We start from the raw sequence: 19546 nt of genomic DNA, 5'->3' as shown, positions 1-19546 counted from the left end.
TCAACAATCAGTAATAACAGAACTTTATATTAAACAGTTGTCTGTTCTTCGCTAGAGTGCTTTAACAGCAACTGCTTGAACCCATTTGAGTCTATTTCATTCAACAAGGCTTTATTTTCTGCAAGTTCAACTACCGCCTGTCCGTTTACAGCCTCTGCATAAACCTTCTCAATTTCAGCCCTTTTGACTCCTTTCCCTATATGGATAGCTTTAGGTGCGGAGTGTCTTGAAATCATGTTCCTGATTTTAATATGGTCAGCATGATTGCTGCCCCCAAATACTTTAATATCTGATTCTGCACTTGTAAACCCGCTTATTTTCACATTTTTGAGTATGATATTTCTAGAGCGATATTGAAGCGCGATTGCTGGTTCACCGCCATAGTCATATGAAGGGTCACCAATCACAGTAAAATGGTTTACTGCTACATTTTTATAAGCAGACACGACCATTGCTCTGGGAGACGAATTTGCGTACAACTTGGTATGAACCGGCTTAAAGGAGATAATATTGGCTGCCTGAATATTGACGGCTGTTTTGGATTCGGGATCATTTTCCTTGTGGTGCCCTATATGCCTGAAATTGAAGGATCGATTGTCATTGACAGATAGATGGCCAATGATGACAACATTGCTGGCTGCTGAAGAGTTATGATGAGCCTTGATTTCTACTCCTCCAAAGCATCTTGCTGATGAGTTGTTCAGTAGCCAAACATTTCGGGATCCATCGTCTATTTCAATGCCATTTGAATTTGAAAATCCCTCTTTATGTGTTTTACCGCTTGGATCACACATATGGCAATTCGAAATGAAAATATTATCACTATGGTGAGTGGTAATGCCGTCATCTCCGAAACCATGTCCGTTCAGATTGTCCAGCCAGATAAACTCACTGCCGCCTCGGGCCCGATAACCATCACCATAATAATTGTACAAAGGAGAAGAGATGTCAAAGCAATGCAAGCCTGGGTTAACTGCTTCAACATCCTTTATCCAACCATACTTTACATTGGCAAAAAGCAGGCAGCTGGAATGATTTCCCCAGGTACTGGTCTTTTCGGCACTTCCCAAACGTTCGACATTCCAATCCAGGGTCATTCCTTTTACATGGACATTCCTGTTTCCAGTACGATGGTTTTTGTTTGTCAGGAGTCTCCTGCTTTTAGGGGCGGAATCATGAAGCTTGATGATTGTTTTTCCTTTTCCTGCACCAAGCAAATAGGTGAAGGATGGCAGTTTGATTTCTTTTACAACATATACTCCCTCCGGAATATGAACTTTCACACGACCTTTGCCAAGGGCCATTTTGAAGGCATCTGTGCAATCAGTTTTTCCATCTCCAAGTGCGCCAAAATCCTCTATATGAACCTCTCGATTAATTTCTTTTAGTAAAGTTTTGTACTCTTCATTCAGTCCCTCAAGCCATTGAGGGAAAACATTGCCGTTCTTATCAACAACAGTACCGAATGGTTTACCGTGGTCAAATGCTGATTTTGTCTGGATGATTCTTCGGAAACTTGCACTGAGATTTCTGAGAACTGAAGAAAAGCTTGTATTATTTTTTACATTAATAGGTTTGTAATCTGCACTTGCTTCCCTAAACAATTCATTTGTCTCCTGAACTAATTCAAATATATTAAGCTTCTCTTCTGATAAACGGGAGATCAGTTCAGCATTTTTTGTTGGATCATGTTTTCGGTCGATATTTACCATGTTGTTCCCACCTTTTATTAAAAGCTGCTTGCATATTATTTCCCGCTATAGGGAAAGATAATCTATTCGTGCTTAAAAATACCTTCTATCAGCAGGAATCTCTAGTTAGCTTTTATCACTTACAAATAGGATATGTTAGAATAAAATCGTTCTCCATAGAGAGTGAGGGGTTTTAATGATTACTTTAGGTCCCAGGGTAATAAAAACTGGATTGGCCGTAGCACTGGCATTATACATAACAAACTGGATAGGGTTGGAGCCAGCGGTTTTTGCAGCTATTGCCGCTACATTTACGATCCAGCCTTCGATCTATCGTTCGTGGAAACAAGTATTAGAGCAGTTTCAGGCAAATACACTCGGCGCGATCATCGCGATTGCATCGATTTTTTTATTCGGGAATAACCCGATTGTAATCGGGCTTGTAACAGTAATAGTCATCATCATCAGCTTGAAGCTAAAAATGGAAAGTTCTTTATCCTTAACGCTTATTACCGTTTTGATTATGATGAGCTCCCAAGAATTTAATGGAGTAGTAGCAGCTGCAAACAAATTCCTCATCGTACTTGTAGGGATGGGTTCAGCATTCCTTGTTAATCTAATCATCTCGCCGCCAAATTTCAATAAAAATTTCACCGAAAAAATGGACAGCACTTTTAGAAACATGTCTTTGCTAATCAGAACAGCCATATCGAATGAGCTGACTGAAAAGACATTTCAGGGCCAATGGAGTCAACTTAGAAAAGATATTACTAAGCTTGAAGAACTCTATAAAATACTAGATGAGGAAAGAATGAAGATATCAAAGATAAAACATTTTGATATCAGGGAACTGGTATTGTTTAAGCAGATGCTTGCCTGTCTTCATCAGGGCTTAAGACTGCTGGATATCGTAGAAGATCATTTTTTTCAAAGCCGTCCTGAACAGCAAGAGACGAATGAATTTGATGATCAATTCGAAGAACTTATTCAATATCATGAAATGATCCTGCTTAAATATTCAGGAAAAATCAGAGAACTAGATTCGGAAGGATTTCTTGAAAATAGCGGGCTATTCCTTGAATCAATCCTAGAGGACACCTCAATTGAACGGAATGACCGATTGCGACTCATCATCATCGGGTCAGCCATTTATGACTACGCTTTTCAGCTTCATCGACTCAACGAATTGATTGATCAATATCAAAACAGAAAGACTGACACAGAAAAAGCTGTGAAAAAGCTTTTGTAGTAGGGATTGATAAAATTCAATAGAAAAATGGTACTAATCAAAATTCCTTTGTTAAAGCTTATTGTTGTGATTAAGTCCTGTTGATTGAAGTGGAAGGCGCGCAGACTCCTCCGAAAATGCTAATGCATTTCCCTCGTGCGTGGGCTGATTCTTGGAAGATAATCAATGTCCTGCGGGCTCAGCTGGACAGGTGAGACCCCGCAGGAGCTTGCTCCGAGGAGGCTCACCGCCAGCCTAGCGGAAAGCGAAGCGCCTGGAACGAAAATCAACAGTCTAATTTAATCCAGCCATTCCAATTAAAAACATCTATGCCAATTTATAAAAATCTCCTATAATCTATTTAATTGTGATTAAGGAGAAATTGAGAATGACAGAAAAAAATTTCACTGAGAAAAACCTGGTACATAAAAATGAGAATAAATATTTCTGGATTGTATTAAGTATTAGTATTGCTTCTTACATTTTGTTTGCAATATCCATCGTGGGAATATTTATCATTGCAGGATTCTTGATGATTTCATTGGTGCTTCATGCTTTGATGATTGGCCAGATACGGCTGAATGCGGTGAAAATAGGAGACAATCAATTTCCGTTAATCCATTCGACGGTCAAAGATTTATGTGTAAAAATGGAAATTAAATCCATACCTGATATTTACGTGATGCAATCAGGCGGAGTAATGAATGCTTTTGCGACACGCTTTTTCGGAAGGGATATGGTTGTTGTCTACTCCGAAATTTTCGACCTTATCGAACAAAATGCTGAAGAGGAACTCCAGTTTGTCCTGGCACATGAATTGGCTCATATCAAACGAAATCATTTCGGCAAAATGATGTTCATCCTTCCTTCTATGTGGATTCCGGGTATTGCAGAAATGTACCTGCGCGCTTGTGAATATACATGTGATCGCTATGCGGCCTTCTATACAGGTAATCCTGCAGCGGCGAAAAACGGACTTACCATGCTGGCGATTGGGAAAACCTTATATAGAAGGGTGAATAATACAGAATTTCTTGCCCAGATCAATAAAGAAAAAGGGTTTGTGGTCTGGCTGGCAGAAATCTTATCAACACATCCGCCGCTTCCAAAAAGAATAAATGAAATCAGCATCTTTTTTGGAGAAGGTTCAACCATAGTACCTTCCAAAAAATCAATAGGGCTTGTAGCACTTGTAGCTGCTTCCATAATACTTACAGGTTTGGTTTTGGTTGGCGGATACATGGTCTATGATGAGGTGAATTCATCTATCTTTGCAGATGAAGAGTATTATGAAGAAGATATAGAAGTTTCTCCATTAATCGAAGCAGTCATCAGTGGGAATGCGAAGAAGGTTGATAGTTTAATAGAGAATGGGGAAGATATTGAACAATTAGACTATAATGGATACACAGCATTGGACTGGGCTGTTATGGATATGAATACCGACATGGTTCAATTGCTGTTGAATCTTAAGGCGGATCCTAATTTCGAATCGGATTATGGCATGACACCATTTATGACTGCTGCCCAAACAGGGAATGCTTCAATGGTCAAAATGCTGCATGAAGCTGGCGGTGATCCTAACTACCAAGAAATGAGCTCTGGGTATACAGCATTGATTTATTCAGTATTCAGTGGCGAAATCGACACGGTCAAACTGATGATAGACTTGGGGGCAGACACACAGCTAAGAGATTATTCGGGTATGACTGCGAGAATGCATGCCTTGCAATCAGGTGAGCAGGAAATCGCAGATTTATTAAAATAAATTAGAGACAACTAGGAGGAAAATTCAATGAACAGACCAGCTGGTTTTTGGGTAAGACTGGGTGCAGCAATTTTAGACGGATTAATCATCGGAGTTCCACTTGCAATTATCAGTTATTTAATAACAGGTAACACTGAAGACAATGCTTTTACTTCCTCAGTGAACCTGCTCTACTCTGTGCTTGTTCCAGTAGTGTGGTCCGGATATACAGTCGGCAAGAAAATCGTTGGTGTAAGAATCGCGAAAGTAAACGGGGAGAAAATAGGTTTCGGCACGATGCTTTTGAGAACTCTCGTCGGCGGACTAGTTTATGTTCTTACTTTAGGTCTTGCTGCTATTGTCAGTGCTTTCATGGTAGGGCTTCGACAGGATAAAAGAGCAATCCATGATTTCATCGCAGGCACATATGTAACTTATGAAAAACCAAACGAAATACAGTATGAACAATAAGATCATGACACCTGGCATTCCAGGTGTTTTTTATTACTAAAATTTAAACAATTTTGAGTCATAAACATTAATCTCCATCTCTTGATTTTGTGGAAAAACTTGGTGATTTCTAAACCGTTGTTATGGTATATTAATGCTTATTAACTTGTACTATTGAACTTTCTGATTGTAAAACATCAAGTATGCAGGTTTTCTTGTTTTTAAGGGGGAGTAAGTGGATGGGACCGATTTTAATAGGCATTTTAGCAGCCTTCTTTTTTGCGTTCACCTTTATTTTGAATCAATCGATGGAGTTATCTGGTGGAAGCTGGATATGGAGCGCCTCCCTTAGATACCTATTCATGGTTCCCTTCTTATTGGCCATTGTGGCTGCAAGGGGAAATACAAAGCCGGTAATTCATAGCATCAAACAAAATCCTTTCCCTTGGTTTCTTTGGAGCTTTGTTGGCTTTGTCTTGTTTTATGCACCACTTACATATGCTGCAGCCTTTTCACCAGGGTGGCTGATTGCAGCGACTTGGCAAATCACAATTATTTCCGGTGCTTTGCTCAGTCCCTTGTTTTATGAAAGGACGATGACAAAAGAAGGTTTAGTAACAGTGAGGGCTAAAATACCCTTCAAGGGACTCGGAATGTCAGTGATCATTTTAGCAGGAATCTTGCTAATACAATTAGAACATGCTAGACATTTACCCTTTAAGATGGTTGTACTTGGGGTCATCCCAGTCTTGATCGCATCTTTCGCTTATCCTCTGGGAAACAGAAAAATGATGGAAGTTACAAATGGAAATCTTGACGCATATCAACGCGTCCTGGGAATGACTCTTGCCAGTCTGCCTTTTTGGCTTCTCTTATCTTTATATGGTCTGTTGACGGTGGGTCCTCCAACCACGAACCAAAGCTTCCAGTCCCTTTTAGTAGCCATTACCTCAGGGGTGATTGCGACTGTTTTATTCTTCAAGGCGACAGATTTAGTGAGAGGCAATATGCAGAAACTCGCTGCAGTAGAAGCAACCCAGGCCATGGAAGTTCTTTTTGCATTGGGAGGCGAATTTTTAATCCTGGCAACCCCACTTCCATCAACATTATCCTGGGTCGGCATTATCTTCGTCATGCTAGGTATGGCACTTCACAGCCTTACAACAATGAAGAGAAAAGAAGAGCAAATGAAAATCAGTGCGTAGATTGACCCTATCTAGCCTCATAAATCTCACAAACTCTATAAAATTGTTAAGGTGGGTTTGATTGGAGTTAAATGAAGTAAAACTTACAAAGCAAATGTCAAAAGTTTTTGGCATAGCAGAACATGCATGTAAATATGACAAAAGTCCATGCTTGACACCTGAGCATCTTTTGATTGGATGCTTGGATGATGGGTCTTACCCTATAAAGGAGGCAATACAAAAAAGTGGCATCGATATTGATTCTTTGAAGGATTCATGTCATCCGATTCTTGAAAGTCTTCCTTTCGGTTTCTGTGAACCAATTAAAACTCCAGTTTGTCAATCAACGAAACTAGTGATTGATCAAGCAATAAACTATATGAGGAACTACAATCAGGTTTTCCTAAATGAAGGACATGTCCTGAAGGCTTTAATTATAACTGGACAAACTGATAGAATGTTGACTCCGGAACAGCAAAACACCTTTCTGAGTCTGGGAACAGTATCGCGGGATATGCAATTGGATTTATCAGGATACAGTGTACAGAAGCAGCTTTACAAGAATATTAGAATGGTTCGCCATGAAGATGCTGAGAGGCTGATCCTGTTCATAAAAGATGAGTTTGGCACTCGTTGGATTGAGACAATCAAACAGGCACTTGTGCGTAATCTTCCGTCCATTTTTATCGCTGAAGATCGATCAGGGGATATAATTGGCTTTGCAGCTTTTGACATACAACAACCGGGTTATTTTGGACCTATGGGCGTCGCGAAAAACAAAAGAGCTAAAAGGATTGGAGAGTCATTGCTGCATGTCTGCCTGGAAGATATGTTGAGAAAGGGTTATAAAGAAATTATCATCGATCAAGCCGGACCAATCGAATTTTATGAAAAAGCGTGTAACGGCAAAGTCATTCCTATATTTGAATAAGGCTAATACAGAGACCATCCTCATGGTCTTTTTTTCATATTTTTCACCTGTTACTTATTTCCTGTTTATTACAAATTTAGTAATACTTTGTATTCATTTTTATCTGAATAGTATAAATATTCAATAAATAAAAAGGTTTTTACAAAATTATGCAGTATTTCTTCGGTAATCAAATGATCAGGGGGTGCAAGAATTTGCGAAGCAAAAAGAAGGTTACCGTAAGAAAACTCTCAGCAGTAATTTTAGCGTTCCTCATGGTATTTTCAACATTTACTAGCCAGCTGTCCATAGCTGCCGAACAGAAATCCAAAAGTTTTTCTGAGGAAGAACTAGTGCTGGAGAAACAACGAGAGCAAGCTTCTGAAAAAGCAGGAGAACAAGAAGCTCCATCTGCAGATACAAACGAACTGGCAAATCTGTTGGACGGATTGGGAATACATCCACCGCCTTTGAAAGGCGATGATCCAGCAGCAGTTGAAAAGGAAAATGAGGCAGCTCTTCTTGAAGCATTTAAAAAGGACCAGGAAATTGATGTCATCATCAGGATGAAAGATAGGCCAGACTTCAACATGATTTATCCTCAAGTGAAAGCAAAGAAAAACCGCGCTGCAAAGATTAAGACCATCCATGACCACCTCAAAGAAAAAGCGGCCAATTCTCAAAAAGGAATCAAACAGGCACTGGATGCCTTAGAAACAAAGGGGAAAGCCAAAAAGAAGAATTCACTCTGGATTATCAATGGAATGACTGCTTCTATCACAAAAGAAGCTTTTGAAGAACTTGAGAAACGTGATGATATAGCGGAAATCTCACTCGATCACACACTCAGCCTTCCTGAAGTGACAGTAGAAGAAAATCCCCCTCGTCTGCCTCAATGGGGACTAGAGAAAATTTATGCTCCAAAGGTGTGGGGTCAATACGGATTAAAAGGAGAAGGTATCGTTGTCGGGATCATGGATTCTGGTGTAGACGGAAATCATGAAGCTCTTAAACAAAACTACCGCGGCCGGGATGGTAATCATCAATATTCTTGGATTGATTTATCAGGCCAGGGCTATGACACACCGAATGACGGCTATGGCCATGGTACCCACGTAGCTGGTACAGCTGTTGGCGGCGGCACTGGTGAACCGATCGGGGTAGCGCCTGAAGCAGAATGGATTGCGGCAAAAATTTTCAATGATGGTGGCTCTACGACTCTATCTGCCATTCATCAAGCTTTTCAATGGTTTATGGCTCCAGGAGGTGACCCATCAAAGGCTCCTCATATAGTCAATAACTCATGGGGGAATTCCAATACTTATAACCTTGAATTCTATGAAGATGTAAAAGCTTGGGTGTCAGCAGGAATCTTTCCATCTTTCGCAGCAGGAAATGATGGTCCTGGGTCACAGACAATCGGCTCACCTGGAAGCTTTCCGGAGACTTTTGCGGTTGGCGCGACGGATGAGTTTGACCAGACTGCCTATTTTTCCAGCCGTGGCCCGGTCTTTTGGAAGGATGAAAACGGTGATGAGCAACGGATCATAAAACCTGATATTTCTGCACCAGGCCACAAAATTTATTCAGCCTGGCCGGCTAAAAGGAATGAAGGGAAGTACAACACAATCAGCGGTACATCCATGGCAACTCCACATGTCACAGGCGCAATAGCGTTATTGTTACAGGCTAATCCAAACCTGACAATTGACCAGATAAAAGAAACACTGAAGAAGACTTCAAGAGTGGAACCGCATATGGGTACGCTGCCCAACGATTCCTATGGTACGGGCATCATGAATATTTACCAGGCTATCACCGAAACCGCTTTTGCAGGTGAACTTACTGGCAAGCTGACAAATAAGGATGGTGAGCCGATTGAAGGGAAATTTGAAATAAAGGAAGAGGCTCTTTCCTTTACCATTGGGAAGGACGGGGAATTCAATTACAAAATCAGGGAAGGAAACCACAAAATTAAGGTTACATCATTTGGCTATCAGGATTACGAAACAGTGATCGAACTGAAAAAAGGCGAAACGTTATCTGTAAAATGGGTATTGGAGGATGCCGAGGCATTTACAGTATCCGGAAAAGTAACTGACAATACAGGGAAACCTGTTCCATATGCGTTCATAAGGGTTAAAGGCACGCCAATGCCGATATATCGCACAGATGCAAACGGAACATTTGAAGTGAAGAATTTGCCTGCCGGCCACTATGTCCTTCAGGTATCTGGTGAAGGGATAGATGGACTGGCAAAAGAATTGAATGTTGACGCTGATACCTCCATCGATTTGAAGGTGAATAGTAACTCAACAAATTTAAATAAAGATTGGTCTATGGCGAACGGCAACAATCAGCGAAATGCTGTGTCTTCTAACGCAATTGACCTAGCTGCCTTGGAGGAAAGCTGGGAGTACAATACTTCAGGGAAAGGAAAGATTCTTTTTTCTACACCGGCTGCAGCTAATAACAAAGTTGTCCTTGTCACGGACAGCGGTTATGTTGTAGCACTTGATGCATTTACAGGCAAGGAGCAATGGTCAGTAAGAATTGGAAGCACGAACAGGTCTTCACCGACTATAGATGGAGAGACTGTCTATCTGTCAGGTGGAGAAGACGGAAAGATCTACGCATTGGATCTGAAATCAGGAAGCATTATTTGGACCACAGTCGTTGGGGCAATGGCAGTCTATGAATCTCCATTACTTGTTGATGGAACACTATTTGTGTCATCTGATCTTTCAGAAGATGCAAAGGTAACCGCGTTAAATGCAGAAAATGGAGAAAAGAAATGGAGTGTCAATCTTGGCGCACCTACCTATTTCGGTCCTAGTGCTGGAGATGGGCTGTTATTTATCGGAAGCTATGATAATCAAAAGCTAAGAGCGCTCAGGATTGAAGACGGAACAGAAGTGTGGAACAAAACACTCGTAAATGAGGGTATTGCATCAAAGCCGGTATTAGATGACGGCACACTATATCTTGCAGGTACTAATTTTAACACTGAAGCCGGCACACTTTATGCTCTGGATAGCAAGACAGGTGAAGAGAAATGGAAGGCAGGCGGTATCGGTGATACGCAGGCTGGCTCACCAATCGTTTATGAAAATCTTGTCGTCATAGGTTCAGCAGTTCAGCCGGTATTGCGCGCATTCGACGCAAAGACAGGGCAAGTGCTTTGGAACAACCGCTCTGTGGGCACTACTTTGAACAGTGGTTCTGTTTCTGCAAATGGATTATTATTTTTTGCAGGTACAAGCGGAAACCTGTCTGTCATTGATGTGTACACCGGTGAAAGATTGAAAGATTTCAGCCTCCCAGTTTACAGTACATCGGGTATTCCTATCCTTTCAGGACAGGTAATCGTACCTTTCCAGACTGGCGTCAAGAGCTATAGCTCACCTGGCTCTGTTAAAGGAGCAATGAAAGATCATGAAGGCAATGTTATCGAAGGTACTGTGACGGTTGTAGAAACAGGAGAAACTGTCAGCGCAGATAAAAATGGAGTCTTTTTGCTCAAGCATGCACCTGGTGACTATACGATCAGGATTTCTGCTTATGGTAAAAAGCAAATAATTGAAAATGTAAAGCTTTCTTCAGGCTATCAATTCATAAAGAATTATCAACTTGAAGAAGCCGATAAGGGCTCTTTATCCCTCCTTGTAAAAGACCAGCGCACTGGTAAGCGGGTAGAGGGAGCGGCTGTCATCCTCAATCAGTCACCGATCGAGGGGAAGACGGACAGTAATGGGGAATTTTCCAAAGACGTTTATGAAGGAACCTACAAGGCAGTTATAGAGTTAGATGGTTACAAGACCGGCAGCTTGGAAATCGCTGTTAAGGCTGGCAATCATACAGACCTAAGCTTTGAATTGCAGCCAATAGATGTTGCGGTCCTAAATGATTATAAGAGTGAGATCACCACCCTATTGAATGTTAATGGATATATCGCAGAAGAACGGAGCTGGGATGTTGTCGAGGACATAAGCCGCTATAAAGTGCTTTACCTGAATGGCGGGTATGGTTCTGAAGGAATCAAGCCGACTGAGCACCAGTTTAGAGAGTTGGTAGAAAAAGCAAAAGCTCATCATGTCAGCATTATTTTCACAGATCAGTGGGGGGCGAACTATGGGTCCATCCATCATTTGAAGGACTTTTTCCAGGATCCGAAAGACCTTGGACATGACTATGATGGTGGTGAAGTGAGAATCCAGGTTGAAGCAGAACATCCTATCTTCAAGGGTTATAAACCTGGAGACAGAATCAATGTTTTAGAGAATAATGCAGATTTTGCCTGGTTCAATCAGTATACCGGTAGGACAATTGGTAAAATCGGCAACACGGATCAAGGGTTTGTAGGGTCGGGAATTGCCTATTATGCAGTATCCGAGGACAGTGCCCATTTATTATTGTCTAGCCATGCGACAGTACCTTGGGAAAGTTCCAAGGCCTGGCTTCGCGGCCAGCAGCAGATTCTTTTTAACAGTATTGATTATCTGTACAAAGCTCAATACGGAAAAATAACAGGTTCAGTAACCGATGCAGCCGGGGAACCTGTAGAGGCAAACATCGAAATGATTGAAACAGGAGTTAAAGTGAAGACTGACGCTGACGGAAACTTCACGCTTTTCCATGATGAAGGAACATTCAAACTAGAAGTAAGATCGAAAGGACTGGGTTCCAAAGCAGAAACTGTTACTGTAGCAAAGGGTACGGCGGCAAAAGTCCAAATTACTTTAGGTGAGTCAGAAAAAGGGATCCTAACTGGAACTGTAACGGACTCCATATCAGGCATGGAGCTCGAGGGAGTCGATCTTGCAGTTGAAAACTCAGCAGGCGAAACAATCGCAGAAGTTAAAACTTCTCCCAATGGAAGATATGAGGTTTCCGGATTGGAGGAAGAAGTATATCTCCTTATTTTCAGTAAGGAGGGATACATCGCACAAACTCAGAGTGTCGATGTTGCGCGCCATTCAGGTGATTTCGATATTCAGATGCACAATATGCCTTCCATCGGGGTAGTAGGTGACTACTATTCTTCTGAAAAAAACTTCAAGGCTCTCTTTAATGAGATCGGAGTAAGTGTTTTAGATGTTGCGCCGGCAGAATTAGTCCAGAGAATGCCAGAGTTTGATGTCATATTTTTCAATGACCCAAGCTCTTCAGCCATAACTGATGAAATGATGGAAGCAGCGGATAAAGCACAAACCAGCCTAATCTATGGTGATGCAGTCTGGGGTGGCGGCATCAAGCAGTTGGTGAATTTCAGAAAGGATCCGAAAGAGCTTAAAACAATAAGGAAGACAACTGAATCTGCCCAGTACAAGGTAATAGAGGAACATCCAATATTTGATGGAGCAAAGGCCGGGGAGTCCATCGAAATCCTCACTCCATCCTCCAGCTATGTTGGTTACTTCAAGGAATATAGCGGCTTTTCTCTTGCGGAAATCAAGCATGAAGGTTCTGATGCCGCGCATGGACTCGGGGTTGCATATAAACCAAGATCTGCTGGAAGTGCTGAATTATTGTTGAGTGGTCACGGTTTTGCTTATTACCATAGTGCCAAGGATTATACAGAGGCAGGAAAACAGCTTCTCATCAACTCGGTATTATGGGCGGCAAATGTTAAATATCCGGTGATAAGCGGAACGATTGTCGATGAAGAAGGCAATCCCTTAATAGCAGATATCAAGGTGAAGGGACAGCCATATCAAACTCAGTCAAGCGGTGAAGATGGAAGTTTTACTATCGCGACGCTAGAAGGAGAATACGAGATTGAAATCAGTGCCTATGGCTATGCCGAAAAAACTTTGAAAATAACGGCAGAAATGGACGGTGAGCCAAAGGAGATTCCATTGTCTGTAGCTGAAAGTGTTGCCTCCATTACTGGCAGTGTGGAAGATTCCAAGGATGGAAGTGCAATTGAGGGTGCGAAGGTTACACTGTTAGGTGCACCAAAAGAGGCAGTAACAAATATCCAGGGTCTCTACAACCTAACAAAAGTGGAACCAGGTAACTATACAGCACGCGTAGAAAAAGAAGGCTATGTGCGCCAGGACATTGAAGTGAAAATTACAGACGGCCAAAAAGCAACCTTGAATGTAAAATTGAAGCCATCACCAACAGTTGGAATCATCGTCGATCTGACTGCTTCAGGAACTACCTATAAACAATATTTGGAAGAACGAGGTTATAAGGTCATTTACCTGAACTATAAAGATACAGACAGGTTGGCTGAAGTGGATGTTATTTTTGCGAATTCCGATTATGCCAGAAATCTTGAACCGACAAAAGAAGAGTTTTTAGCATTCCAGAAAGCTTTGGATGAAAACAGGAAATCAGTCATTTGGACAGGCCAGGCTGGAGGACGCGGTTCGATTAGATATTTACAGGAATATAATGGTGAACCAAAAACTATATTCGAACATAACAACAAGCCTGGAGCGCAGGGAACTGTCGTGGGTGACCATCCACTTACTGCAGGTTTTAAGGCAGGAGACATCATCGAAATACCTGGAAAGTCAGGATATTACTATGGTTTTGACGGCTATTCAGGTAAAACCATTGTTGATTTTTCCCATTCAGAAACCGATGAAAAGGGCAGCATGATCGCCTATAAAGGAAGGACGACTGATTCAGTTGAGATTCTTTTAGCCAATATGACAATCAGCCATGTATTCAAGCCTAATGACTCCTTTGACCCCGCGAGAGAACGGCTGTTGAATAACGCGCTGAACTGGGCACTAGATAAGAAAGAGGCTCTTGTCGGTGAACTCCATGGCCTAGTCCAGAATGTCAACGGGGCAGTGCAGGGGATGGTTACTGTAAAGGAAACAGGCAAAACCTATCAGGTAGATGAAAAAGGGGAATTCTTTGCAGCATTAGAGGAAGGGACATACACCTTGATTGTTGATGCTTTTGGACATGCTCCAAAGGAGTTCACTATTTCAATTGAAAATGGCGAAGCATTAAATGAAAACTTCGTCCTAGAGCCGGTCGATTCTGGTATCCTATCAGGAAAAATTATCGATGCTTCTACAAAAGATACAATAGAGGGGGCAAGACTGGAAGTAATCGGAACACCAGTATCTGTCACAACAGGTAAAGATGGAAGTTACCAAGCGACACTTCCTGCCGGCCAATATGAAGTCAGGGTGATTGCGGCAGGATATAAGCCGGTTTACCAGTCTGTAGTAATTACCACAGGCCAGCATACAGACTTGAATGTCTCGCTTGTCGCTTCTGAAAAAATTGCATTCCTTGCAAATCCTTATCAACAGGACAGGATCATGCCATTCCTTGAAAACAATGGTTATGACGTTGATCTGCATCCATATAAGGAATCTGAAACCTTGATCGAGAATATATCAAACTATAAATTGATCATCGTCAATGATTTGTACATGGAAGACGACAGATTTAAGGCATTGGTGGAACGAGCGAATGAAAATGAAGTCAGCATTATTTTCACTTCATTGTTCGGTGGGCCTATTGGAGATTTGAGTGATGTATATGGAGATCCTGAGGAGTTTGAATATAGTTTTGTAGATAAGGAACTAAATCTTCGGGTAGATGAAAACCACCCAATCCTTAAGGGATTCAATAAAGGTGAAGAAATTCCATTGCTCCTCAACCCTAAAGGCAGCGTACAATATTCGGTGTTTGATGACTATAGCGGTACGATTCTCGGGAGTTTGACTAACCCGGTTAAGGGAGAACTAGGCAGTTCCATTGCCTATAAGTTCAGTTCATCCAATAGTGTCCATATTCTTTTATCTGCTCTGCAAATCAGCAGCTATGGGCATCCGAATGACAGATGGACTGAAAATGCGAAAAAAATATATTTGAATGCAATCAATTACGCATTGACCGCAAGCCAGGGTGAAATCAAAGGCGTGGTTAAGGATAGTCAAGGACAGCCAATTGCAAATGCCTTTGTTTCTATCGAGGGAACAAATAACAAAACAACCACTAACTCAGCAGGTCAATACAAATTTGGAATTGGTGTCGGTGATTATGAAATCAAAGTCCAGGCAAGAGGCTTTGCTCAACAAACCAAACCTGCTAAAGTTGCGGAGTTAGGAAGCAGTGTCGATTTGAACTTTACACTGGACGCGATTGAAGGATCTGATTTGAAGGGTGTTATTTCTGGAAAGAAAGGCAAAGAACTTGTGGCGGGTGCTTCATTGACGCTCGTTCCCAAGGATGAACCTGATTTTAAAATGGAAGGTTCCAGTCAGGAAAAAGGTTCTTATGTTTTCCAGAATTTGCTCCCTGGCGAGTACACGTTGAATGTAATGGCAGATGGATATGTCCAGGAATCTTTTGAGGTTGAGATCGGATCCGAGGATAAAGTATTCAACCTTGAACTGAATGCTTTCGAGGCTGCAGTGTTAGGTGATGTCAGCGGTGCCCTTACTGCTCTATTAAACGAGCAGGAGCTATTTGCGGAAGAAAAAGGCTGGGACATCCTAGGGAATGTCGGAAAGTATGATGTCATCCTGGTTAATACAAATAGAGGAACAAAAGAGCAATTTGAACAGCTTATCAAAGAAAGTGATGAACAAAAGACTAGCCTTGTATTCACGGGAACTTGGGGCGTTGGAGAGGGCTCCATTCAAAGACTGAAAGAGGCAGCGGGAAGTCCGGAAATGGATCAGCAGGGATATAATGAAGGTGCAATCTTTGTTCAAGCTGTCGATGGGCATCCAATATTTAATGAAGTCGCCCAGGATGAAAATGGCCGCGTTAAAATCCACAGTGCGAAAAGTCCATATTCAACCTTTAAAGACTACACTGGAATTGCGATTTCGAGCCTTTCAGTGGACGGGGAGGATAAAGGTGAATCAATTGGCTTTGAATTCAGGAGCAAGGATCATATGCACTTGCTGATGTCTTCTTTTTCAGTTACGAATATCATCGGACCTGACTATGGGTGGACTCAGGATGGACGACAGTTATTCGTGAATGCCATCAGGTGGTCCAAGGATTCGGTTCAGGAAATCCCTGAAGCTCCAGCTTGGGATTTGGATGAATTGAAGGTGAAGGATGAACTGGCATTAGTAAAAGGCACAGCAGCCCAGGGGACGACAGTGAATATTTATGAACAGCATGGGAATGATGTATTCCTGATTGACTCGGCTAAAACCGGGCGTGACGGCACTTTCTCAGTGGAGTTGGATCTTGCGAATGGATCACATACATTGCTTGCAGAAGCTGAGAACTTCGCCGGTAAAACTAAAACAGCGAAAACAATGAAAGTAATTGTAACTGGAAAACCAAAGAAAAAAGATAAAGATAAAGCAAGTTAACAAAAACGGATATGAGTTGATAAAGGCTTTCCTTTTTGGGAAGCCTTTTCTCTATAATGAATTGGATTGTCTACAGAGGCGTTTAGGTGGAAATTTAAATAAGATTTACTTACACTTTTAATGAGTTATTACCTATGGAATCACAGGAGAGTACCTTATCAATATGCTTATTATTTCACATTCTATGTCCTTTTATGGTATATTAATATTTAAAATATTCTCACAAGTTTTAGGAAGGTGACAAAATGACATCAGGAATCGAAGTGAATGACAGCAGTTTGCCATTACGCCGGGATGTGAAAATGCTTGGAAACATCCTTGGAGATATTCTAGTCTATCATGGCGGAGTGGAACTGTTTGAAAAAGTAGAAAAGATCCGCGCTATGTGCAAAACGCTTAGAAATGGACATGACCGCGATACATACCCTGCTTTGAAAGAGGAAATCGCTAGTTTGTCAGTACCCATGAGGAAGAATGTAATCAGAGCTTTTTCTGTATATTTTCATTTAATCAATGCTGCAGAACAAAACCATCGGATCCGCAGGCGCCGTGATTACTTGCTGGAGTCCGAGATCAGCGCACAGCCTGGCTCTATTGAAGCAGCCATCCTTTCATTGAAAGACAATCATATATCCTCTGATATCATCCAAAATGTATTAAATACCATTTCTTTGGAATTGATCATAACAGCCCATCCAACAGAAGCCACCAAGCGTTCAATTCTGGAGATCCAGAAAAGGATAGCAGATATCCTTAAAAGTCTGGACAACCCACTTTTATCCAAGAAAGAGCGTGAAAGGGTCGAGGAAAGCTTATTCAATGAGGTTTCCGTCCTATGGCAAACGGATGAATTGAGGGATCGTAAACCCACCGTCATAGATGAAGTAAGGAATGGACTTTATTATTTTGACCAGACTTTATTCGACGTGCTCCCTGAAATCCATCAGGAAGTAGAAACTAGCCTGAAAGGTCACTATTCTGAACATGAATGGAAAGTGCCTCATTTCCTTCGATTTGGTTCATGGATCGGCGGTGACAGGGATGGCAATCCAAATGTGACTCCAGATATTACATGGGAAACTTTGCAAAGACAAAGACGTCTCGTACTAAAAAAATATAAAGCTGTATTAGTTGACTTGATGAAGCGTTTCAGCCATTCAATCACAAGAGCAGCTGTTAGTGAAGAGTTAATGGCATCTGTGCTTGAGGATGAGGAAAGATATTTAACAGATGATCAAAAGTGGAATATTGAAGGCGAAGTGTATCGCCGTAAATTCGCGGTCATCATTCAAAGGCTCAAGGAAGCCGGGAAATCAGAAATAGGCTATAAATCATCAGAGGAAATGCTTGAAGACCTTCTTGTCATTAAACGAAGCATCTATCAGCACCACCCTGTGCACCATGAGCTTAAAAGTTTGCAGAAGTTGATCAGGCAAGTACAGTTATTTGGATTCCATCTTGCCACTCTGGATATTCGGAACCATAGCGGGGAACATGAAGCGGCAATATCTGAAATACTAAAAAAGGTCGGGATCACTCAGGATTACCCATCATTATCTGAAGATGACAAACAGGAATTACTTATTAAAATTCTTGCGGACCCAAGGCCATTGCTCCTTCTTCATGAGGACTACTCAAAAGAGACACAGGAAATGCTTCGAGTTTTTCAGATGATCAAACGGGCACACAATGAGTTCGGAAAGCGATCGATCTCTGTTTATTTAGTGAGTATGACTCAATCGGCAAGTGATTTGCTGGAAGTTCTTGTCCTAGCCAAAGAAGCCGGTATTTACAGGCTCCACACTGATGGTACATTTGAGACGGATTTGAATGTTGCTCCGTTGCTTGAAACGATCGATGATTTAACAGCTGGGCCTAAAATCATGGAAACATTATTCAACATGCCTGTTTACCGCAATCATTTGAAAAAGATGGGGGACCAGCAGGAAATAATGCTTGGGTATTCAGATGGAAGCAAGGATGGCGGAACGTTGACGGCTAACTGGAAACTTTACAAAGCCCAGCTCGAAATCAATGAAATGGCGAAGAAGTACCAAATTGGACTGAAGTTTTTCCATGGCAGGGGAGGTTCCTTGGGCCGTGGTGGCGGACCATTGAACAGAAGTTTGCTATCCCAGCCTGTCGAAACACTTGGGCAGGGAGTGAAAATTACCGAACAGGGTGAAGTATTATCATCTCGCTACCTATTGAAAGATATTGCTTATAGAAGCCTTGAACAGGCTACATCCACGATGATGAAGGCAGCTGCTAATGTCTTAAAGGAATCTGAGCAGGGCCATTTACGTGACCAAAGATGGGTTGATGCAATCGAACAAATATCTGCTGTTTCCTTGAGGAAATATCAATCGCTTGTGTTCGAAGATCCTGATTTCATCACCTATTTCAACCAAGCAACACCATTAAAGGAACTTGCTGAGCTTAATATAGGTTCTCGTCCAATGAGCCGTAAGAACAGCAGTAAGTTTGAAAATCTTCGTGCTATTCCATGGGTATTTGCGTGGACCCAAAGCAGACAGCTTTTCCCTGCATGGTATGCGGCGGGTTCTGGTTTGCAGAGCTTTGCACAACAAAGTCCTGAAAATCTGAAGGTCTTACAGGAAATGTATGCAGAATGGCCGTTTTTCAGGAGTACGGTTGATAATCTGCAAATGGCACTAATGAAAGCAGATATCACTACGGCACAGGAATACAAATCGCTTGTAGAAGATAAAGAAATTGCTGATCGTATTTTTGGCAACATCTTAGAGGAATACGAAAGAACCAAGAATATCCTTCTGGAAATAACAGAAGATGAAGAACTACTGGATCATACGCCAAATATCAAAGATTCAGTTCATAGACGGAATCCATATGTCGATCCGCTAAACTTCATTCAGGTTGAGTTGATTAAGGAGCTTCGTCAGGATGAAGATCCAGACGATGAATTATTGACTCAGGTATTATTAACAATCAGCGGTGTTGCTGCAGGATTAAGGAATACGGGCTGATGTAAAAGGAAGTC

The 19546-nt window shown here is 41.7% G+C and carries 8 protein-coding genes; 7 read left to right on the top strand and 1 reads right to left on the bottom strand.

All coding sequences use genetic code 11. The features are described 5' to 3' along the window. Positions 1-29 precede the first annotated feature (29 nt). Complete coding sequence (locus tag LGO15_RS13660; RefSeq protein ID WP_226085047.1) at positions 30-1712, bottom strand: glycosyl hydrolase family 28-related protein; 1683 nt, start codon at positions 1710-1712, stop codon at positions 30-32. Between the two features lie 175 nt (positions 1713-1887). Between LGO15_RS13660 and LGO15_RS13655 the strand changes: the two genes are divergently transcribed. The 7 genes from LGO15_RS13655 (at position 1888) to ppc (ending at position 19532) form a co-directional block, all read left to right on the top strand. Further along, positions 1888-2940 carry an FUSC family protein gene (locus tag LGO15_RS13655; RefSeq protein WP_226085046.1) on the top strand — a complete coding sequence of 351 codons (1053 nt, stop codon included), beginning with the start codon at positions 1888-1890 and terminating at the stop codon, positions 2938-2940. A gap of 367 nt (positions 2941-3307) precedes the next feature. Further along, on the top strand, positions 3308-4687 hold the full coding sequence (locus LGO15_RS13650; RefSeq protein WP_226085045.1) for a M48 family metallopeptidase: 1380 nt from the start codon (positions 3308-3310) through the stop codon (positions 4685-4687). Between the two features lie 27 nt (positions 4688-4714). Continuing rightward, positions 4715-5137 carry an RDD family protein gene (locus tag LGO15_RS13645; RefSeq protein WP_226085044.1) on the top strand — a complete coding sequence of 141 codons (423 nt, stop codon included), beginning with the start codon at positions 4715-4717 and terminating at the stop codon, positions 5135-5137. Between the two features lie 218 nt (positions 5138-5355). Then, on the top strand, positions 5356-6321 hold the full coding sequence (locus tag LGO15_RS13640) for a DMT family transporter (protein WP_226085043.1): 966 nt from the start codon (positions 5356-5358) through the stop codon (positions 6319-6321). A 61-nt stretch (positions 6322-6382) separates the two neighbouring features. Further along, positions 6383-7231, top strand: coding sequence for a GNAT family N-acetyltransferase (locus tag LGO15_RS13635; RefSeq protein ID WP_226085042.1), 849 nt, complete (start codon positions 6383-6385; stop codon positions 7229-7231). Between the two features lie 194 nt (positions 7232-7425). Further along, positions 7426-16524 (top strand): carboxypeptidase regulatory-like domain-containing protein, encoded by a 9099-nt coding sequence (locus LGO15_RS13630; protein ID WP_226085041.1) that lies wholly within the window; start codon positions 7426-7428, stop codon positions 16522-16524. Between the two features lie 245 nt (positions 16525-16769). Next, positions 16770-19532 carry a phosphoenolpyruvate carboxylase gene (gene ppc / locus LGO15_RS13625; protein WP_226085040.1) on the top strand — a complete coding sequence of 921 codons (2763 nt, stop codon included), beginning with the start codon at positions 16770-16772 and terminating at the stop codon, positions 19530-19532. Positions 19533-19546: the final 14 nt, after the last annotated feature.

Source organism: Mesobacillus sp. S13 (genome assembly GCF_020422885.1).
Classification (GTDB): Bacteria; Bacillota; Bacilli; order Bacillales; family Cytobacillaceae; genus Mesobacillus; species Mesobacillus selenatarsenatis_A.
Note: the sequence above shows the minus strand (reverse complement) of the source record. Positions and strands in the feature narration are given on the sequence as shown.